The sequence below is a fragment of the Arthrobacter sp. DualSoilB13 genome (assembly GCF_055389195.1).
Window position 1 is genome coordinate 2,888,545 of the sequence record NZ_AP035865.1, and the last position, 16,727, is coordinate 2,905,271.

Below are 16,727 nucleotides of genomic sequence, written 5' to 3' on the forward strand. Positions count from 1 at the left end.
TGGACCTCAGGCTAGTTGCCCGGGTACCTCGACAGGAAGTCCGCCATGCGGCCAATCGCTTCTTCAATGTCCTTGACGTTGGGCAAGGTCACCATTCGGAAGTGGTCCGGTCGAACCCAGTTGAAGGCACGTCCGTGGGAAACCAGGATTTTTTGTTCCTTCAGCAAATCGAGGACGAACTTCTCGTCATCCCGAATGTGGAAGACCTCCGGGTCCAACTTCGGGAACAAATAGAGGGCACCTCGAGCCTGCTGGGTGCTGACGCCGGGAATCTCGTTCAAGAGGTCGTAGGCCTTATTGCGCTGCTCCAGGAGCCTGCCGCCGGGCAGGATGAGGTCGTTGATGCTTTGGTAGCCCCCCAGCGCAGTTTGGATGGCGTGCTGTGCAGGAACATTGGCGCACAACCGCATGTTGGCCAGCAGGTTGATGCCCTCAAGATAGTCCGCAGCATCCTTCTTGGGACCGGAAATGGCCATCCAGCCGGCGCGGTAACCGCACACACGGTAGGCCTTGGACAATCCACTGAACGTCAGGCACAGGACGTCGTCCCCGGTGAGCCCGGCGAGATTCACATGGACGGCGTCTTCGTAGAGAATCTTCTCGTAGATCTCATCAGCGAAGAGAACCAGTCCATGTTTCTCCGCCAAAGCCACGATCTTCTTGAGGGTCTCCTCCGGGTAGACGGCTCCGGTGGGGTTGTTGGGGTTGATCACCACAATGCCCTTGGTCCGCGGCGTGATCTTGGATTCCATATCCTCAAGATCGGGTTGCCATCCGGAATCTTCGTCGCAGAGGTAGTGCACGGGACGGCCCCCGGCAAGGGCCACCGAGGCGGTCCACAGCGGGTAATCCGGAGTGGGAATCAGCACTTCGTCGCCGTCGTCCAGGAGCGCCATGAGGGACATGGTGATGAGCTCACTGACCCCGTTGCCCAGGTAGATATCGTCAACGTGGATGTTCTGGATGCCACGCGTTTGGTAGTACTGCGAGACCGCGGTCCGGGCAGAGAAAATGCCACGGGAGTCGCTGTAGCCCTGGGCATTAGGCAAGTGCCGGATCATGTCCACCAAAATGGCGTCGGGCGCTTCAAAACCAAAAGGTGCCGGGTTTCCGATGTTCAGTTTGAGGATCCGATGACCCTCTGCTTCCATTTGCTGGGCGGCCTGAAGAATCGGTCCACGGATGTCGTAAAGCACATTATGAAGCTTGGTGGACTGCTTGAAATTCGCCATCCCTCAAATATGCCATACGGGTGATGGAGTTTAGTTGAGACTTAACTCACAGAAACGACGACGGCGGTGACGGTCCCGCGCGGGCCCGTCACCGCCGTCGTACGCGGTTTTGTTCAGGTGTTACTTGACGATTCCCTTGTCCTTCAGCCAGGCTGCGGCTGCGTCCTTGGGGGCCTGCTTCTGGTCGCCACTGACTGCGCGGTTCAGGTTGATCAGGTCCTCGGTGGTGAGGATCTTGGAGACGTTGTTGAGTGCTTCCTTGGCCTTGTCCGTCATCTTGGCTTCCTTGACCAACGGCAGGACCTGCTGGGCCTTGAAGTTGTTCTTCGGATCCTCCAGGACCACAAGGTCATTATCTGCGATGGACGGAGTGGTGGTGTAAATGTCCGCCACCTGGACCTTGTCTTCGAGGAGGGCCTGGAGCGTCAGATTGCCGCCACCGTCATTGAAAGGCTGCAAACCCTTGAGCTCACAACCGTAGTTGGCCTTCAGTCCCGGGAAGCCGTAGGCGCGGGTCTCGAAAGTGGCCGGTGCAGCCATGGTGAAGTCCTTGCACACCTTCGCCAGGTCCTCGATGGACTTCAGCTGGTACTTCTCGGCGGTGGCCTTAGTGACCACCATGGCGTCCTTGGACTCGGCCTTGGCCGGCTCCAGGACTGCAAGGCCTTCCGGAAGCTTGCCTGGGAGTGCCTTGTAAACGTCGTCGGCGGAGACCTCGGTAGCTTCCGTGTCCACATAGGACAGGAGGTTGCCGGAGTAGTCCGGGACGAGGTCTATGGAGCCGTCCTGGACCGCCTTGAAGTAGATCTCGCGCGAACCGATATTCGGCTTGGACGTTGCCGTCAGACCAGCAGCGTTGAGGGCACCCACATAGATCTCTGCGACAACCTGGCTCTCCGGGAAGTCAGCGGAGCCAACCACCAACGAGCCGCCTTCGGCGGAGCCACTGGCTGCGGAGGTGGACGGGGTGGCCAAGGGGCTGCCGCCGCACGCGCTCAAAGCGAGGGCCACGCCCAGTCCAGCGGCGAGGCCGCCGAGACCACGGCGCGTCAGGGTCATGGGGACGGGGTTTTTCATGGTGTACCTCCTTGAACGGCAGCCTCGGCGGGAGCCGCGGCTGTGAGATCGTCGGCTGCCTTCTGGCGGCCGCGAGAGTCGAGGGTGAGTCCTGGCGAAATAACGAGCCGTTGCACTCCGGCGAGGACCAGGTCCACGGCAATGGCCAGCCCCGCTATGAGCAGGGAACCACCGAGCATCCTGGGGAAATCCTGCAGGACCAGGCCATCGAATAGATACCGGCCCAGCCCGCCCAACGGTAGGTAGGCAACCACGGAGACTGTGGCAATGACCTGCAGAACGGCGGTGCGAATACCGCCGAACATCACCTGCAACCCGTTGGGTACTTCCACCCGAAACAGGATCTGAAGTTCGGTCATCCCCATGGCCCGGGCGGCGTCGACCACAGTGGCGTCAACGCTGGAAATGCCGGCGTAGGTCCCGGCCAGCAGCGGCGGCACAGTGAGAATGACAAGCGCCCACACAGGAGGCATCAGGCCACTACCGGCCAGCAACGCAAAAAGGACCAGCAACCCGAGCGTGGGGAGAGCACGCAAAGCGCCCGCCACGGCAACCGCAACTACGCGGCCACGGCCGGTGTGCCCAATATAGAGGCCGATGGGTATGGCGATCGCAGCGGCGATAACCAGGACCAACGCGCTGTACTGCAGATGCTCCAGCAAGCGGGTGGGGATTCCCCCGCTACCGGCCCAGCTTTTGGGGTTGGTCAGCCAGGCGATGGTTTCGGCAAAGATGTTCATGCAGACGCTCCCGGGTCCGGGCGTACTGCCGCGACGGGCTTGGCAGCCCCGGTCTTGGGCTCAGTTACCAGGGCGTTGGTGTCCGGACGCGGCGACTTTCCACCAGCTGCCCGGGTCCACGGGGTCAACAGCCGCTCCAAGACCACCAGCACTGCATCCATCAACAGCGCCAGCACCAGGATGGCGATGATGCCCACCACCACTTCGGTAATGAAGGTGCGCTGCAAGCCATCCGTGAAAAGGACCCCCAGGTTGCCCACCCCCAGCAGTGCCGCCACGCTCACCAGGGAGATATTGCTGACCGAAACCACACGGAGACCTGCGAACAGCACTGGCAGGGACAGCGGAAGGTCCACCTGGAAGAAGCGTGCCAAGGGTTTGAAACCCATGGCCACCGCAGCGTTCCGGAGGTCGTCGTCCACGGAGTCGAAGGCATCCATCGCAGCACGCACCAGCAGGGCCACCGCATAGATTGTTAGCGCCACCACCACATTCAGGGGATCCAGGATCCGCGTGCCCAGGATAGTGGGAAGAATAATGAACAGGGCCAGTGATGGAATGGTGTAGAGCAGCGACGTCGCAGTGGCCACCACTGACCTGAGCGTGCTGTTACGTCTGGCCAACTGGGCCAGGGGAACCGAAATCAGCAGGCCAAGGATCATGGGGATGACGGCCAGGACAATGTGCTGACCGGCAAGCCCCAGGACCATGCCACTGTTGGCAAGGAACCACTCCATCAGGTGGCATCCTCCCTGTGGTGGCGGACTTCTTCGATCAGTGCCAGGACTTCCGGGGCCTTCAGGACTCCGGCCACCCGGCCGTCGTCGTCTACCGCAACGCCAAGGCCGGACGGCGACGACAACGCCGCGTCCAGCGCCCGCCGCAAAGTGTCTCCCTTGCGAAAGAGTGACCCTCCGGGGATCAGTCCGGCGCCGTCGCGCGGCGAGGACCAGCCCAGTGGCCTCGAAGCGTCATCGACCACCAATGCCCACTCCCCCGATTGGCGTCCCGCGTGGTGGCCGTCGGAGGGACTCACCATGGTCACCGGGTGCAAGGTCACGGCATCTGCGGCGTTGAAGGCCAAGTGCCGGAAACCGCGGTCACGTCCCACGAAGGAGGCAACGAAGTCGTTGGCGGGTGCGCGCAGAATCTCTTCCGGCGCCGAGTACTGTGCGAGCTTTCCCCCGACGGCGAAAACAGCCACTTTGTCGCCAAGAACGGTTGCCTCGTCGATGTCGTGGGTGACGAACACGATGGTCTTGGCCAGCTCCCGCTGAAGTCGGAGAAGTTCCTGCTGAAGTTCGTCACGGACCACAGGATCCACGGCACTGAAGGGCTCGTCCATCAGCAGTACCGGCGGATCAGCAGCGAGCGCCCGGGCAACCCCCACACGCTGCTGCTGACCACCCGAAAGTTTCGACGGATACCGTTTGCCCAGAACGGAAGCCAACCCGACGACGTCGAGCAGTTCCGCAGCGCGTTTCCTCGCCGCCGCTTTGGGAACGCCGTTGAGCCGCGGAACCGTAGCGATGTTGTCCAGTACGGAACGGTGCGGCAGCAGGCCTGATGACTGCATCACGTAACCCATGGAACGACGAAGCTGGGCTGCGGGAACCCGCGAGACATCTTCCCCGGCAACGGTGATGGTTCCGCTGGTGGGCTCCACCATCCGGTTGATCATGCGCAGGGAGGTTGTCTTGCCGCAGCCCGAGGGGCCGACGAACACAGTAATAGCGCCCTTGTCGATGGACATGGTGAGGGCATCCACCGCCGGTTGCCCGCCTTGGTATTGCTTGGTGACGCTCTTGAACTCAATCATGGCTTCGGCCATACCCGGGCTTACCTATCTGTGGAGGAGAACATCGGTAGAGCCTGATGATCATATGCACTCTTATTACTTGGCTGCAAAGCAATCTTCACCCAGCGTAGCCAGCACCACCGACGATGTCAGCGCCGCCACGAGTTCCGTAATGAATCGGCAATGTTCAGCGTTTCCGTCGTTTGCCGCCTTTTCCGGCCCGCTCCTCAGCTTGATCGTGCCTGTACCGCTCAGCGGCGCGCTGGCCCCGGTCAGCCGACATCACCTTCTGGTGCCATTCACGCTGGTAGGCGCGGCGTGCGGCCGCATCGTGTTTTCTGGCCAAGGCTGCCAATTCGCGTTGCAGCTTGAGGTAACTGGCCCAACGCCGGTGATCAAGGGTTTCCTCCGCGAGCGCCTCCTGAACCGCACATCCCGGCTCTGCTTGATGCGCGCAGTCCGTAAAGCGGCATTTGGAGAAAAGTTCCTCCAGATCGCCGAACATTTCCTCCATGCCCTCATCGGCGTCGAAGAGCCCGAAGCCACGGACTCCCGGCGTATCCATGAGTACGGCGCCGCCGGCTAGAGGCACCAGCTCCCGCGAGGTGGTGGTGTGCTTGCCTTTGCCGTCACCGGCTCGGACGGAACCTGTCTGTTGAATGTCACGCCCGGCGAGGGCGTTAATGAGTGTTGACTTACCGGCGCCGGAAGGACCCAGTAATACCAACGTGGCACCTTGGGGTATGTGCTGCATCAGTTCCTCCAGGCCGTCGCCCTGCTCCGCGGAGGTAGTGACAACGTCCACGCCGGCGGCCTGCAGGATAACCTCCCCTACAACGTCGTCCGCAAGGTGGGCGAGGTCTGCTTTGGTGATGACCACCAGCGGCGTGGCACCGGAATCCCATGCCGCCACCAGCGTCCGCTCGAGCCGGTTATGGGTCAGCGGACGATCCACGGGGACCACAACGGCAACAATGTCAATGTTGCTGCCCAGGATCTGTTCCTCCGAGGAGGCCTCAAAGGCACGCTTGCGGCTTAGAGCGGAATGGCGGGGCAGGACCTCGACGACGGATGGCTCACCGGCGTTGTTGTGGCCGACCCAGACCCAGTCCCCTGTGGCCGGCACAAGGCCGTGGTGTGGATACGGCAGATGCAGGAGGCCTTCTGCCGAGGCTACGAGGACCCGATTCCGGTCCAAGCGGACTACGCGGCCGGGGACGGCCGTTTCCTGGCCATCAGGAGCGGCATGGGCACGGAAAAGGTCCGCGGTTTTGTCTGTGAAGCCGTACTCCACAGGCCCCTGCATTTGTTCTGACGTGGTGCTGAAAAATGGTTCGCTTGAAGAAGCGTAAGTGTTCAATGAAATGCCTCTGATGAGGCCCGGCCGCCTAGTTTTGGCAGGCTGACGCCGGGACAGGAATGGTGGGCTGATGACGGCGCGCCGCAACTGAGTGCGGGGCGCGCAAGGTCTCGGCAATCATCAAATCCACCTCCTTGGCATCCGCGCCGGCAACTGGTGAGCCGGCAACGATGTATAGCGTAGCCAAGGCGAAGTGCTCTTGGCTAGGCTTTAGCTCAGTTTTCCGTTGGCAGGACGCTCCCGGTGTAGGCGGAGTGCTGTATCCACCAAGGAGACGCGGTTGAGTTTCTGTACGTCCTCCAGCGGGATCCATGCTGCGTGGGTGGTGCTGCCATCCACTTCGTGTGTCAGTTCGCCGCCCACGACTGTGGCCTCGTAGACCAGCCTGAGGGCTTGAAAATCCTTCACCGAACCGTCGGGGCGGATCTCGCCCGGCCAGTGTCCGACATCGATACCCAGCATTCGTTCAATCCTGGCTTCGTATCCGGTTTCCTCAAAGACCTCACGCCTGCAACCATCCACAGGATGTTCTGCCAGATCCAAGCCGCCGCCCGGCAATGTCCAACCTTCTTTGCCGTCCTGCTTCCAATACGCCAGCAGGATCTTCCCTTCATGGATCATCACGGCGTAAGCGGCTGGGCGGGTATCGAACTGCAGGGTCATGGTGTCAGCATAAATCCTTGCGTCGAACGCTAGGGAAGTTCGGCGGCCTCGATGAGACCCGCTTCTTCGGGACCCAGGTCCGGTACACCGCGTAGTTCAACCACGCTGCCGGGCGTCACGAGTTCCAGCACCTTGATGCTGTTGCGGCCGGATTTCAGCAGTGGAGCCGGTGCGTAAAGGGTGACCTGTGGGCCTTGATCCCAGTAGCGGCCCAGGAGGAAGCCGTTGAGCCAGACGAAGCCCTTTCCGGAATCCGGCAAGGCGATATAGGTGTCGGCCGGCTCGTCCACCTCGAAGTCGGCTCCTGCCAAGCTTTCAAGGTCTTCAAGCTTCCAGTCGGCGAGCGCCACGGGGGTCTGTGTCCAGTGGAAGGTGTAGCGCTGGTTGACCAGAACGCCGCCCAGAATTCCTTTGCCGTGACCCGTCAGGGGGCCGTAATTGATGCGGCCCAGGTTCTCTACGAGGATCTCCAGCTTGGCGGCGACGCCTGTGCCCGTAACGGCGAGACCCTCCGCTCCTGTGACGTCATCAAGGACCCCGGCGAAGGTGCCGTCCACCCACACGTAGGCACGGTCGTTAAGCCCTGTGATCTTCAACCGGCTCTCTGTGGGAGCATCGGCGCGCCCGGGAAGGATGGCTTCGGAGGCGTAGAGGACCATGCCGGTGTCGAGTCCCAGCTGCTCGAAGCCCAGTGGCTTGACACTGGTTATCGGCGTTCCGGCGGAGCGCGCCAACTCCAACAGGTCCAGGCCATCGCTCAGAGGCAAGGACTGGGCGGGCAGTACGGGAGCGTCAGCCAGCAATTCAGCGGGCAGCTCGGGCAGCTCTTCGATTCCCTGGGCGCGGAAGAACTCTTTGCGGAAGGCATGGAACTTGGCCGTCAGTGCGCCGTTCTCTGCGATGGGCGCGTCCGAGTCGTAGCTGGTGACCGTCGGCTGCAGCATGGTGCCATCGTGGTTACTTCCGGAGCTGAGGCCGAAGTTGGTCCCGCCATGGGCCATGTAGACGCAGATCGATCCGCCAAGGTCCAGCATCTTGCGCGCTTCAACAGCAGCTTCATCGGCATCCCGGCGGTGATGGTGTTCACCCCAGTGATCGAACCAGCCTCCCCAGAACTCCACGTTGAAGAAGGGTTCGCCGGGCCGGCGTCGCTGCCATGTGGCCATCGCTTCGTCGCCCCGGCTTCCCAGCGTCGCCGTCGCCCAAGTTCCCTCTATGGAACCGCCGTCGAGGAAGTAGTCCGTGCCGCCGTCGGCGGTGAAAAGGAGCTCAGTGATGCCGCGGTCCTCCAGTGCGCGCCGGTTCCAGCGAATGTACTCGTGGTCATCGCCGTAGCTGCCGTACTCATTCTCGATTTGTACCGCCACCACCGGGCCACCCGCGGACGCCTGCCGTGAGGCGACGATGGGAAGCAAGTGATCGAACCATTCCTCGATGGCAGCGGTAAACACCGGGTCCATGCAGCGCAGGCCGATGCCGGGGATGCCGGTCAGCCAGGCGGGGAAGCCGCCGTTGTCCCATTCGGCGCAGATATAGGGGCCGGGGCGGACGATGACATCCAGCCCTTCCTCGGCGGCGAGGTCGATGAACCGGCCCAGGTCGCGCCAGTCGCTAAAGTCGGGCGCCTCATCGCGCTTAGGCTGGTGGAAGTTCCATGCAACGTACGTGTCCACCGTGTTGGCGCCCATCGCTTTGAGCCGACGCAACCGGTCCTGCCACAGGGCCGGGTGAACACGGAAGTAGTGGATGGCTCCGGCGAGGATGCGATACGGTTCACCCGAACGGTAAAGGACAGCGTCACGGTAGCTCAGGAGGGCGTTGTTCACGTGCAACAGATTAGCTCAATTTCCAACATTTATGCACAGGCGATGATCACATGACCAATCTTGATACTTCTCCCGCACAGGAAGTCTGCCCCGCAGCGCCGGAAGGTCAAGGTCCCTGCGTTCAACTGTGGCCCGAGCGCGAGGTTCCTTTGGGTGGAGTGCGCGCCATGAACGTGATGCGGACACTGCCCCAGCGGGGACTGCCCACCGTAGGTGCGTGGTGCTTCCTGGACAGCTTCGGTCCGGATCGGGTGGCCATGAGCGTACTCCCCCACCCGCACTGCGGGCTTCAAACCGTCACCTGGCCCATGGAAGGCTCGGTCCGGCACCGCGACAGCGTGGGTAGCGATGTTGTAGTCCAGCCCGGTGAGCTGAACATCATGACAGCAGGCCATGGCATCTCCCACTCCGAGTTCTCTGTCCTTACAGCCGGGCCCCAGGGCGGCTCCGCTGCGTTGGTGGAAGAAATTCCCATGTCCCGCGGACTCCAACTGTGGGTGGCGCTACCGGACGAGCACCGGCACCGGGCGCCGTCCTTTGAACAAGTGAAGAATCTGCCGGTGGCAGTGGGCGATGGGTTCAGGGCCACCGTTATGGTGGGAGAGTTTGCCGGTCACCGTTCCCCCGCCACCATGTTCAGCCCCATAGTTGGAGCGGACATCACCGGAACAGGCTCCCTTGAACTGCCGTTACGGCCGGACTTCGAGCACGCAGTGTTGGTCCTTGACGGCCACCTCTTGATCGATGGTGAGGACATTGAAGCGGGCCCCCTGGCCTACCTGGGAGCCGGAAGGTCCAGCCTTTTTGTGGAAGCGCAGCCGGACACCCGCTTCATGCTCCTCGGCGGCGAACCGTTCGGTGAAGACCTGCTCATGTGGTGGAACTTTGTAGGCAGGACGCACGAAGAAGTGGAGAAGGCCCGTGAGGAATGGGAAGCCGACGGGCTGCTCGACGACGATGCTGCCGCCAGCTCACGCTTCGGTTTCGTTCCCGGCCATGGCCCTGACGCAGGTCCGGAAGCCGGCCGCATTCCGGCCCCGCCCCTGCCGGGTGTAAAGCTGCGTCCACGAACCCGCGGCTGAGATTTTGTACAGCTAATGCCCTAAAGAGGCCCCTTTGAGGTCATTAGGTGTACAAAAACTCCGCTAGGGTCGCTGCTCCGCTACAAGCCGCGGGACACCAAACACGGGGTCCTGCTGGAGGATGCGCACATCAGTGATACCGCCCTCGGCCAGCTTGGCCTTGAATGCTTCCTGAAGCCGGGGGACGTTCATGCCGAGTCCGCTGCCGAGGATCACCGGACCGTCCAGGCCCAGTTGACGGATGGCTTGTTCGGCAAGGTCAGCCAGATCACCACCCGCCTGATCCACCAATGCCCGGCAGGTTTCATCACCGGCGTCGGCGGCTTCCACCACCAACCGGGCCTGCTGGGCCCAATAGCGACGGCCCGTGTCCGGGGAGTGGAACAATGCGATCAGCTTGCCCGGCTCGTCCACACCGACGGATTCCAACAATGCCCGGCTAAGCCGATCAGGCTCCAGGCCCTGGTTCATCCGGCGCAGGCTGTGCCGGACAGCTTCGCGTCCAAGCCAGTAACCGCTACCTTCATCCCCAAGGAGGTAGCCCCAGCCGCCAGCCCGGGCTTCCTCACCGGCGTCGTTCCGTCCCCACGCGGCCGAGCCGGTGCCGGCGATGACCGCAACGCCCGTGCTCGCTCCCCCTGCTGCCAGCAACAGGCGCGAATCGTGCACCACAGTGATGCGCGCGCCCGGCGCATGCGGTGCAATCAGATCAGCCAGCGCCTGGGCGTCTTGGTCGGTATCGATACCGCCGGCCCCGGCGTACACCTGATCGACATGGCCGCCACCGATCTTCCCGAACAGCTCAGCCAGGTTGGCTGCGGCTTGCTCCCGGCTGACGTTCTGGACGTTGGAACTGCCTGCATTCTCATCACGGACCGGCGTACCGTTTTCGAACCGAACGCCGCGGGTCTTTGTGCCGCCAATGTCGAGCCCTATGACGGTGCCGCTCACGGCTTCCGGGCGGGCGTGGGAATGCTGGCCAGAGTCAGGATTGTTCACCGTGAAAGACTAGCTTGGAGCGTCCGGAGGAGAAACCGCACATGTCCGAATCGTTGTTTGGAAAACCGTTTATTGCAGCTCCCATGGCTGGGGGAACGTCCACACCGGCGTTGGTGAAGGCAGTTCATGAGGGTGGTGGGCTGGGTTTCATCGCAGCCGGATACAAGAGCCCCGAAGGCATGACGGCCGAAATCGCTGCCACGCGGGCCCTCAACGTTCCGTTTGGCATGAATGTGTTCGTACCGGATGCAAGTCAGCTCCCTCCAACTCCTCAAGCCCAGGCAAGCCTGGAGGCGTACCGTGCCGCATTGGAAACCGAGGCAGCCCGCTACGGTGTATCGATTCCGCCCCTTCGGCTCAATGACGACGACTCATGGCAGGACAAGATCGACGCCCTGCTGGCCGACCCGGTGGAGTTTGTAAGCTTCGCGTTTGGCCTCCCGGGAAAGCCGGTGGTCCGGGCCCTGCAAAAAGCCGGCAGCCGGGTCATCTCCAGTGTCACCAGTGTGGAGGAAGCTCTAGCTGCGGCAGAGGAAGGCCCTGATGCCATCGCCGTGCAACATAGCTCCGCGGGGGGACACGCGGCAGCCTTTCTGCCTGGCGGCCGGGAACCATTAGCCCGTACGACGGCGGAACTGGTCGCCCAGGTGCGTGCCGCCGTCGGGCTTCCGCTCATTGCGGCAGGCGCCATCATGGACAGTTCCGCGCTGCGTGAAGTGCTGGCAGCGGGTGCGGAGGCCGCGCAGGTGGGTACCGCTTTGGTGCGCACCGAGGAGAGCGGTGCACGGAAGCCGCATAAGGACGCGCTGGGCGATCCGGCATTTACGGAGACGGCAATGACGCGGGCTTTCACGGGACGATGGGCCCGATCCCTGGTTAACGACTTCGTCCGGGACCACCGGGACGCACCGGAGGGCTACCCCGCCATCCACCATCTCACCAGCCCTGTTCGGGCTGCGGCAGCTGCGGCCGGAGACCCCCACCGCCTCAACCTATGGGCCGGGACAGGTTGGCAGCGGGCCAAGGACGGTTCGGCGGCGGATGTGGTCAGGGAGTTCCTGAACGGGCTCTGACAAGTTCGGCGAGCAAGTCCCCGCCCTCATTGGCAACGAGTTCCCGGAAAAGCCTGACGGCGTCCGGTTCGAAGCTGCGCTCCCGCCAGGCAATACCGATCTGCCGGAAGGCCAGGTCCGATTCGATCGGCACTTCCACCAGACCAAGTTCAGCTTCAGGAAGGAACTGGCCTGTCCCTGAGCCGGGGCCTGCCGGGGGCAGGATGCTGAACCCCAGCCCGGCGGAGACCAGGCCACGGGCCGAGGTGGACTCCTGGACTTCAAAGGCAATCCGCGGACGAAAGCCGGCTTCCCGCAGCAGCGCCTCCCCAAGCGCCCGCAGGCCCACTCCCTCGGGCAGGGTGATGTAGGGATCGTGCCGGAGCTCGGAGAGGTGCACGCTGCTCCGCTCCGCCAAGGGATGCCTGTAGTGAAGGACGGCCCGCAACGGTTCGCGGTACAGCGGCATGGCACGAACGCCCCGCCCCTCCGGTGCAATAGGCGCCGTGAGGGCGAAATCCATGTCCCCGCTGGCCAGCTGCGTCAGGCAGTCGTCGCGGGGACCCTGCCAGAGTTCGAAGACCGTATGCGGGTACCGGCTGCGGAAGGCACTGATGAGAAGGGGCAGCGTCGCTTCGCCAAAGGTGTGCTGGAAGGAGACCCCTATGCGCCCGCGCACCACGTCCGATTCGTGCCGTACCTTGTCCAGCCCCGACTGAAAATCCTGGAGTGCTGCCTCAATGTAGGGCAGCAAGGTCCTGGCTGCTGACGTAAGCCGGATCCCCCTGCCGTCCCGGATGAGCAGATCCACGCCGACTATGGCGCTGGCCCGTGCCACAGCCCGGCTGACCGTTGACTGGGGCACGCCGAGGATCTCCGCCGTTTCAGTCATGTGTTCCGTACGTCCCAGTTCAGCCAGGACGGGCAACAGGGGCAGAAGCTGGACGAGTTGCTGATGATTCGGCTCCACAGCATTCCTTTGCCATTCACGATTGATGCGTCAATGCATTGATCCTAGTAGACCTATGCATTGGAACGGGGAGTGTGCTCCCTCCTAATCTGGCCCAGTGAGCAAAACAACCTCCGTGACCAGCACCGTAGCCTGGGACGGGCATGCGAAGGGATCCCGCGGTTACAGCCGCGTCCTGGCAGCGCTGGCCCTTGCCGGCGTCGCGACTTTCGCGCAGTTGTACTCCACCCAAGCCGTCCTTCCACTCATGGCAGCTGACCTCCAGATCACTGCAGCCGGAGCCGCGCTGAGCATTTCCCTTGCCACTGTGGGCCTGGCTGCCACCGTACTTCCATGGTCCTTCCTGGCGGACAGAATTGGCCGGGTCCGCGCCATGGCCCTTGGCATCGCCATCGCCACGTTGTTGGGATTACTGGTGCCCCTTGCGCCCACCGTGCCTGTGCTGTTGGGACTGCGGACCTTGGAAGGCATGGCCTTGGGAGGCATCCCCGCAATCGCCATCGCCTACCTCAACGAGGAAGTCACCAAAGTCCACACAGCCCTCGCAGCGGGCACGTACGTTGCCGGAACCACCCTGGGCGGATTGGCCGGGCGCCTGGTGGCCGGGCCCGTTGGAGAACTATGGGGATGGCGCGCCGCAGCCCTGGCGGTATCCCTGTTGGCCACGGTCTCAGCTGTCCTGTTCCTGGTGCTTGTTCCGAAGCAACGCAGGTTCAGCCCCGCCCCTGCTTTGGGATTTCGCGGAGCTCTCCGGACCCTGGGTGGGCACTCAAGCAATCCCAAGCTGCTGTCCCTCTACTTGCAGGCGTTCCTGCTCATGGGTGGCTTCGTGGCCGTCTATAACTACCTTGGCTTCCGTTTGCACGCAGAACCCTTTGGGCTTCCTGCCACCGTTGTGAGCCTCATTTTCCTGGCGTACTTGTCCGGGACGGTCAGTTCGCGCTGGGCAGCGGGCCTGACCACCAGGTTTGGACGGCGGAACGTCCTGGTGGCAGGTATCGCCATTATGTCGGCAGGTTTGGCCATGACGTTGGTGGAGAACCTGGCAGCCACCTTGGTGGGGCTGGTGATCTTCACCGGCGGTTTCTTCGCCGCCCATAGCGTGGGTTCAGGGTGGACCGGGGCCATCGCCACAACAGGCAGGGCGCAAGCAGCGTCCTTATACAACCTGTCCTATTACCTGGGTTCCAGCGTCATTGGCTGGGCGGGCGGTCTTGCCTTTCAGGCTTTTGGCTGGCCGGCTTTGGCGTTGAGCGTGATCGCACTGTCTTGCACGACGGCGGCCGTCACTTTGATTGTTCACCGCCCACCGCGCCACTCCCGCTGATTCAAGGCGGTCTGCCCCTACAATCGGAGGCATGACACAGGTCACGAAAAACCGGGAGCTGTCGTCACCGGAGCGTTTGCAGGCGTTTACGGATGCCGTGGTGGCGATTGCATTGACGTTGTTGATCTTGCCGCTCATGGAGAGCGTGGGTGAACTGGCGGACCATGACGGCACTACGGCTGAGTGGTTGGCGGAGGAACAATACGCCCTTCTCGGTTTTGCCCTGAGCTTCATCCTCATCGCAGTTTTTTGGGTGCACCACCATAAGCTCTTTCGCAGCGTCAAGCAGGTGGACGCGGGTTTGTTGTGGTTGACCGTTGCATGGATGTTCACCATTGTGGTGATGCCGGTGGCAACATCGTTGTCCACCCAGATGGAGTCTGATTGGGCCCAGCCTTTGGTCTACATAGGAACCCTGTTGGCCACCAGCCTGATGCTTCTCCTGACACGCACTTATCTGCGGTCCCACCCTGACCTCCACCAGATGTCTGACGACGACGCTGTTATGGGGATTCGAGCCAGTTTCATCGTTTCCGGGCTCTTCCTGGCGGCCCTGGTCCTGTCCGTCGTTATCCCCGGCGCGGGAAATTGGCCCCTGCTGTTGATGCTCCTGAGCGAGCCGCTCCAACGCTTGGACCGGCGACGAGGCGCCCGCTCGTCCCTGAAACGATAGTCACCTGAAGAATTGACGGCCTAAGATGAATGAAAGGCAATTTCAGGAGGATCCGTGAGCAACCCCACGAAGAATGTTCGGTCAACCACGGGCAGCGCAGAGCCCCTTGACGCGATCGATGAACGGATTCTCGCAGCGTTGGTGGACGACGCCCGCATCTCCAATAAGCAATTGGCTGAACTAGTGGGGATCGCCCCCTCCACGGCCCTGATGCGCACCAGGGCACTCTCCGAACGCGGAATCATTGAAGGCTTCGAGGCCGTGTTGAGTCTGCCGGCCATCGGCCGCTCTGTTCAGGCCCTCATCGCTGTACGCCTGCGCGCCCATGACCGGGACCAGATTGACCGTTTCACGGCGCGCGTCCCCAAGCTTCCGGCGGTCATTTCCACGTTTCACACCACCGGCTCAGTGGACTACCTTCTCCACATTGCCGTCGCCAACACCGACGACCTCCGTAACTGGCTCCTAGACAACCTCGCCACGGACCCCGTGGTCGGCCACACCGAAACCACCATGGTCTTCCAGCACATTCCCGGCAATCGCGGACCGTTGCCCGAGTAAACCTCAGGAACCCGAAGAACCTCGAAGAGACAGGGCGCTACGGCGAGACACTGAACTCCGCAGGGACACTGCCGCGAGGATCATGGCTGCCACGCCGCACAGAGCAGTGAAAACTACGACGGCGGTCTGCAGGCCGAGTGCGGTGACTGCAAGTCCCAGCCCAATCACCGGAGCAGCACTGCCCAGGTAGGTGATGACGTAGACGGTGCTGATCACCTGGGCGTGACGCGCTGCTTCGACCTTTCCGGCCACCTCGTTGAAAACCTGCCGGAAGGCAATCCCTTGGCCTACCCCGGCAGTTATGCTGGCAGCCACCAGCAGCCAAGGGCTGGACCACGCCGCCGCGGCTCCCACCAGAACCACCGAGACCCCCAGCACGCCAAGGGACACAGGAACAACCAAGCTTCCACGGGCACCCAGCAGCTGGCTCAGGGCCGAGGCACCCAAAGTGACACCGGCAAGCAGCCCGATCAGGGGCCTTGAATCGGCGTGGACCACGCTGGCGAAGTATCCGGGTGCCAACGAAAGGCAGAAGCCGAATACCGCGAAGCTGAGGAACCCCGTTGCCGCAGCCATCCAGAAGGCTCCGCGGGCATCCCGGGAGATGGACGGCTTCCGGGGAGCCAGGACCTTGAGGGGTTTGGGGCCTTCCGCCGGAGCGATCGCAGGCCTGGCCTTCAGGAGCCACAGGGGAATGAGGGCAGCAATCAACACTGCCGAATGGACGAAGTACGGGGTGCGGGTGGGGTCCGGCAAGAGCGACAAGAGGCCACCGATGGCGGGGCCTGCCGCTACACCTCCGGCTGAGGACAGCAATGTAAAACGGGAGGCCCAGTCAGGTCGCAGGGGAAGCAGTTCGCGCAGCGCCGCGGAGCTGGCTCCCGTAGCAAGCCCTACGGCCACGCCCTGCAGCGCCCTGCCAAGGCACAACCAGACCAGCGAGTCCGCATTGGCGAAGATGATCCCGCCTGCCAAACCGACAAGCACAGCCAGGACCAGCGCAGCCCTCCGCCCTATGTGGTCGGACCAGTGGCCAGCCACCATGAGGACGGCTACCAGGGCAAGGACGTAGCTCGAGAAAGCGACAGTGACGCCCAGCGATGACATTCCGAGCCTGGCTTGGAGCAAGGGATACAAGGGCGTAGCGAGGTTGGCGCCAACCAGCAGCGTAAAGATCACAACCCCGGCCAGGACCAGCCTGGCGGTGGTGGAGGCATCCCATCCCCAGCGCGCGGCTGTGGCCGGGCGCATGCGGAGTTCGCTCAAGACAGTCATTTCATTGCCTTCGGGCTCGGTGGCCGGGCTGTTGATCTCCTTGTGGGAAGCGCAGTCCGGCTAAGTATTGATGGCAACAGAATGCAATGGCA

The 16,727-nt window shown here is 62.7% G+C and carries 16 protein-coding genes; 5 read left to right on the top strand and 11 right to left on the bottom strand.

Going from position 1 to position 16,727, the window contains the following annotated elements:
• Positions 1-11 precede the first annotated feature (11 nt).
• The 8 genes from ACZ5J0_RS13260 to ACZ5J0_RS13295 all read right to left on the bottom strand — a co-directional run bounded on the left by ACZ5J0_RS13260 (position 12) and on the right by ACZ5J0_RS13295 (position 8,696).
• Positions 12-1,232 (bottom strand): pyridoxal phosphate-dependent aminotransferase, encoded by a 1,221-nt coding sequence (locus tag ACZ5J0_RS13260; RefSeq protein ID WP_142938457.1) that lies wholly within the window; start codon positions 1,230-1,232, stop codon positions 12-14.
• A gap of 120 nt (positions 1,233-1,352) precedes the next feature.
• Positions 1,353-2,309 carry an ABC transporter substrate-binding protein gene (locus tag ACZ5J0_RS13265; RefSeq protein WP_142938456.1) on the bottom strand — a complete coding sequence of 319 codons (957 nt, stop codon included), beginning with the start codon at positions 2,307-2,309 and terminating at the stop codon, positions 1,353-1,355.
• Entirely contained in the window at positions 2,306-3,049 is a 744-nt protein-coding gene (locus tag ACZ5J0_RS13270) for an ABC transporter permease (protein ID WP_464093276.1), read from the bottom strand. Before ACZ5J0_RS13270 ends, ACZ5J0_RS13265 begins: the two co-directional genes overlap by 4 nt.
• Positions 3,046-3,786: an ABC transporter permease gene (locus ACZ5J0_RS13275; protein WP_166840031.1), complete on the bottom strand. Its 741-nt coding sequence runs from the start codon at positions 3,784-3,786 to the stop codon at positions 3,046-3,048. The genes ACZ5J0_RS13270 and ACZ5J0_RS13275 overlap by 4 nt, the downstream gene beginning before the upstream one ends.
• On the bottom strand, positions 3,786-4,880 hold the full coding sequence (locus ACZ5J0_RS13280; RefSeq protein WP_464093277.1) for an ABC transporter ATP-binding protein: 1,095 nt from the start codon (positions 4,878-4,880) through the stop codon (positions 3,786-3,788). The genes ACZ5J0_RS13275 and ACZ5J0_RS13280 overlap by 1 nt, the downstream gene beginning before the upstream one ends.
• Positions 4,881-5,034: 154 nt before the next feature.
• Positions 5,035-6,207: a ribosome small subunit-dependent GTPase A gene (gene rsgA, locus ACZ5J0_RS13285; RefSeq protein ID WP_464093278.1), complete on the bottom strand. Its 1,173-nt coding sequence runs from the start codon at positions 6,205-6,207 to the stop codon at positions 5,035-5,037.
• Between the two features lie 210 nt (positions 6,208-6,417).
• Positions 6,418-6,870 (bottom strand): NUDIX hydrolase, encoded by a 453-nt coding sequence (locus tag ACZ5J0_RS13290; protein WP_142938451.1) that lies wholly within the window; start codon positions 6,868-6,870, stop codon positions 6,418-6,420.
• A gap of 29 nt (positions 6,871-6,899) precedes the next feature.
• A complete protein-coding gene (locus ACZ5J0_RS13295; RefSeq protein ID WP_464093279.1) occupies positions 6,900-8,696 on the bottom strand; it encodes a glycoside hydrolase family 35 protein in 1,797 nt (598 codons plus the stop codon).
• Between the two features lie 50 nt (positions 8,697-8,746).
• Here ACZ5J0_RS13295 and ACZ5J0_RS13300 point away from each other — a divergent pair, with 50 nt between their 5' ends.
• A complete protein-coding gene (locus ACZ5J0_RS13300; protein WP_464093280.1) occupies positions 8,747-9,778 on the top strand; it encodes a pirin family protein in 1,032 nt (343 codons plus the stop codon).
• 63 nt (positions 9,779-9,841) lie between these two features.
• Here ACZ5J0_RS13300 and ACZ5J0_RS13305 read toward each other — a convergent pair whose 3' ends face one another.
• Positions 9,842-10,777, bottom strand: a complete 936-nt coding sequence (locus ACZ5J0_RS13305) for an N-acetylglucosamine kinase (protein ID WP_464093281.1) — start codon at positions 10,775-10,777, stop codon at positions 9,842-9,844.
• A 41-nt stretch (positions 10,778-10,818) separates the two neighbouring features.
• Here ACZ5J0_RS13305 and ACZ5J0_RS13310 point away from each other — a divergent pair, with 41 nt between their 5' ends.
• Complete coding sequence (locus ACZ5J0_RS13310; RefSeq protein WP_464093282.1) at positions 10,819-11,850, top strand: NAD(P)H-dependent flavin oxidoreductase; 1,032 nt, start codon at positions 10,819-10,821, stop codon at positions 11,848-11,850.
• Here ACZ5J0_RS13310 and ACZ5J0_RS13315 read toward each other — a convergent pair.
• Positions 11,825-12,799, bottom strand: a complete 975-nt coding sequence (locus ACZ5J0_RS13315; protein ID WP_464093283.1) for a LysR substrate-binding domain-containing protein — start codon at positions 12,797-12,799, stop codon at positions 11,825-11,827. The two genes, ACZ5J0_RS13310 and ACZ5J0_RS13315, sit on opposite strands and share 26 nt — an antisense overlap.
• 97 nt (positions 12,800-12,896) lie before the next feature.
• Here ACZ5J0_RS13315 and ACZ5J0_RS13320 point away from each other — a divergent pair, with 97 nt between their 5' ends.
• Genes ACZ5J0_RS13320 through ACZ5J0_RS13330 form a run of 3 tightly spaced genes read left to right on the top strand, consistent with a single transcriptional unit; the run spans position 12,897 to position 15,360 of the window.
• A complete protein-coding gene (locus tag ACZ5J0_RS13320) occupies positions 12,897-14,126 on the top strand; it encodes an MFS transporter (protein WP_464093284.1) in 1,230 nt (409 codons plus the stop codon).
• A 31-nt stretch (positions 14,127-14,157) separates the two neighbouring features.
• Positions 14,158-14,799: a TMEM175 family protein gene (locus ACZ5J0_RS13325; RefSeq protein ID WP_464093285.1), complete on the top strand. Its 642-nt coding sequence runs from the start codon at positions 14,158-14,160 to the stop codon at positions 14,797-14,799.
• A 54-nt stretch (positions 14,800-14,853) separates the two neighbouring features.
• Positions 14,854-15,360 carry an Lrp/AsnC family transcriptional regulator gene (locus tag ACZ5J0_RS13330; protein WP_024817495.1) on the top strand — a complete coding sequence of 169 codons (507 nt, stop codon included), beginning with the start codon at positions 14,854-14,856 and terminating at the stop codon, positions 15,358-15,360.
• Positions 15,361-15,363: 3 nt separating this feature from the next.
• Here ACZ5J0_RS13330 and ACZ5J0_RS13335 read toward each other — a convergent pair whose 3' ends face one another.
• A complete protein-coding gene (locus ACZ5J0_RS13335) occupies positions 15,364-16,635 on the bottom strand; it encodes an MFS transporter (RefSeq protein WP_223940605.1) in 1,272 nt (423 codons plus the stop codon).
• Positions 16,636-16,727 lie beyond the last annotated feature (92 nt).

Bases quoted from the DNA above. Each gene is read 5' to 3' on its own strand.
- ACZ5J0_RS13300 (WP_464093280.1), top strand. From the start codon at position 8,747: ATGACCAATCTTGATACTTCTCCCGCACAGGAAGTCTGCCCCGCAGCG.
- ACZ5J0_RS13290 (WP_142938451.1), bottom strand. From the start codon at position 6,870: ATGACCCTGCAGTTCGATACCCGCCCAGCCGCTTACGCCGTGATGATC.
- ACZ5J0_RS13265 (WP_142938456.1), bottom strand. From the start codon at position 2,309: ATGAAAAACCCCGTCCCCATGACCCTGACGCGCCGTGGTCTCGGCGGC.
- ACZ5J0_RS13260 (WP_142938457.1), bottom strand. From the start codon at position 1,232: ATGGCGAATTTCAAGCAGTCCACCAAGCTTCATAATGTGCTTTACGAC.
- ACZ5J0_RS13335 (WP_223940605.1), bottom strand. From the start codon at position 16,635: ATGACTGTCTTGAGCGAACTCCGCATGCGCCCGGCCACAGCCGCGCGC.
- ACZ5J0_RS13325 (WP_464093285.1), top strand. From the start codon at position 14,158: ATGACACAGGTCACGAAAAACCGGGAGCTGTCGTCACCGGAGCGTTTG.
- ACZ5J0_RS13270 (WP_464093276.1), bottom strand. From the start codon at position 3,049: ATGAACATCTTTGCCGAAACCATCGCCTGGCTGACCAACCCCAAAAGC.
- ACZ5J0_RS13280 (WP_464093277.1), bottom strand. From the start codon at position 4,880: ATGGCCGAAGCCATGATTGAGTTCAAGAGCGTCACCAAGCAATACCAA.
- ACZ5J0_RS13310 (WP_464093282.1), top strand. From the start codon at position 10,819: ATGTCCGAATCGTTGTTTGGAAAACCGTTTATTGCAGCTCCCATGGCT.
- ACZ5J0_RS13275 (WP_166840031.1), bottom strand. From the start codon at position 3,786: ATGGAGTGGTTCCTTGCCAACAGTGGCATGGTCCTGGGGCTTGCCGGT.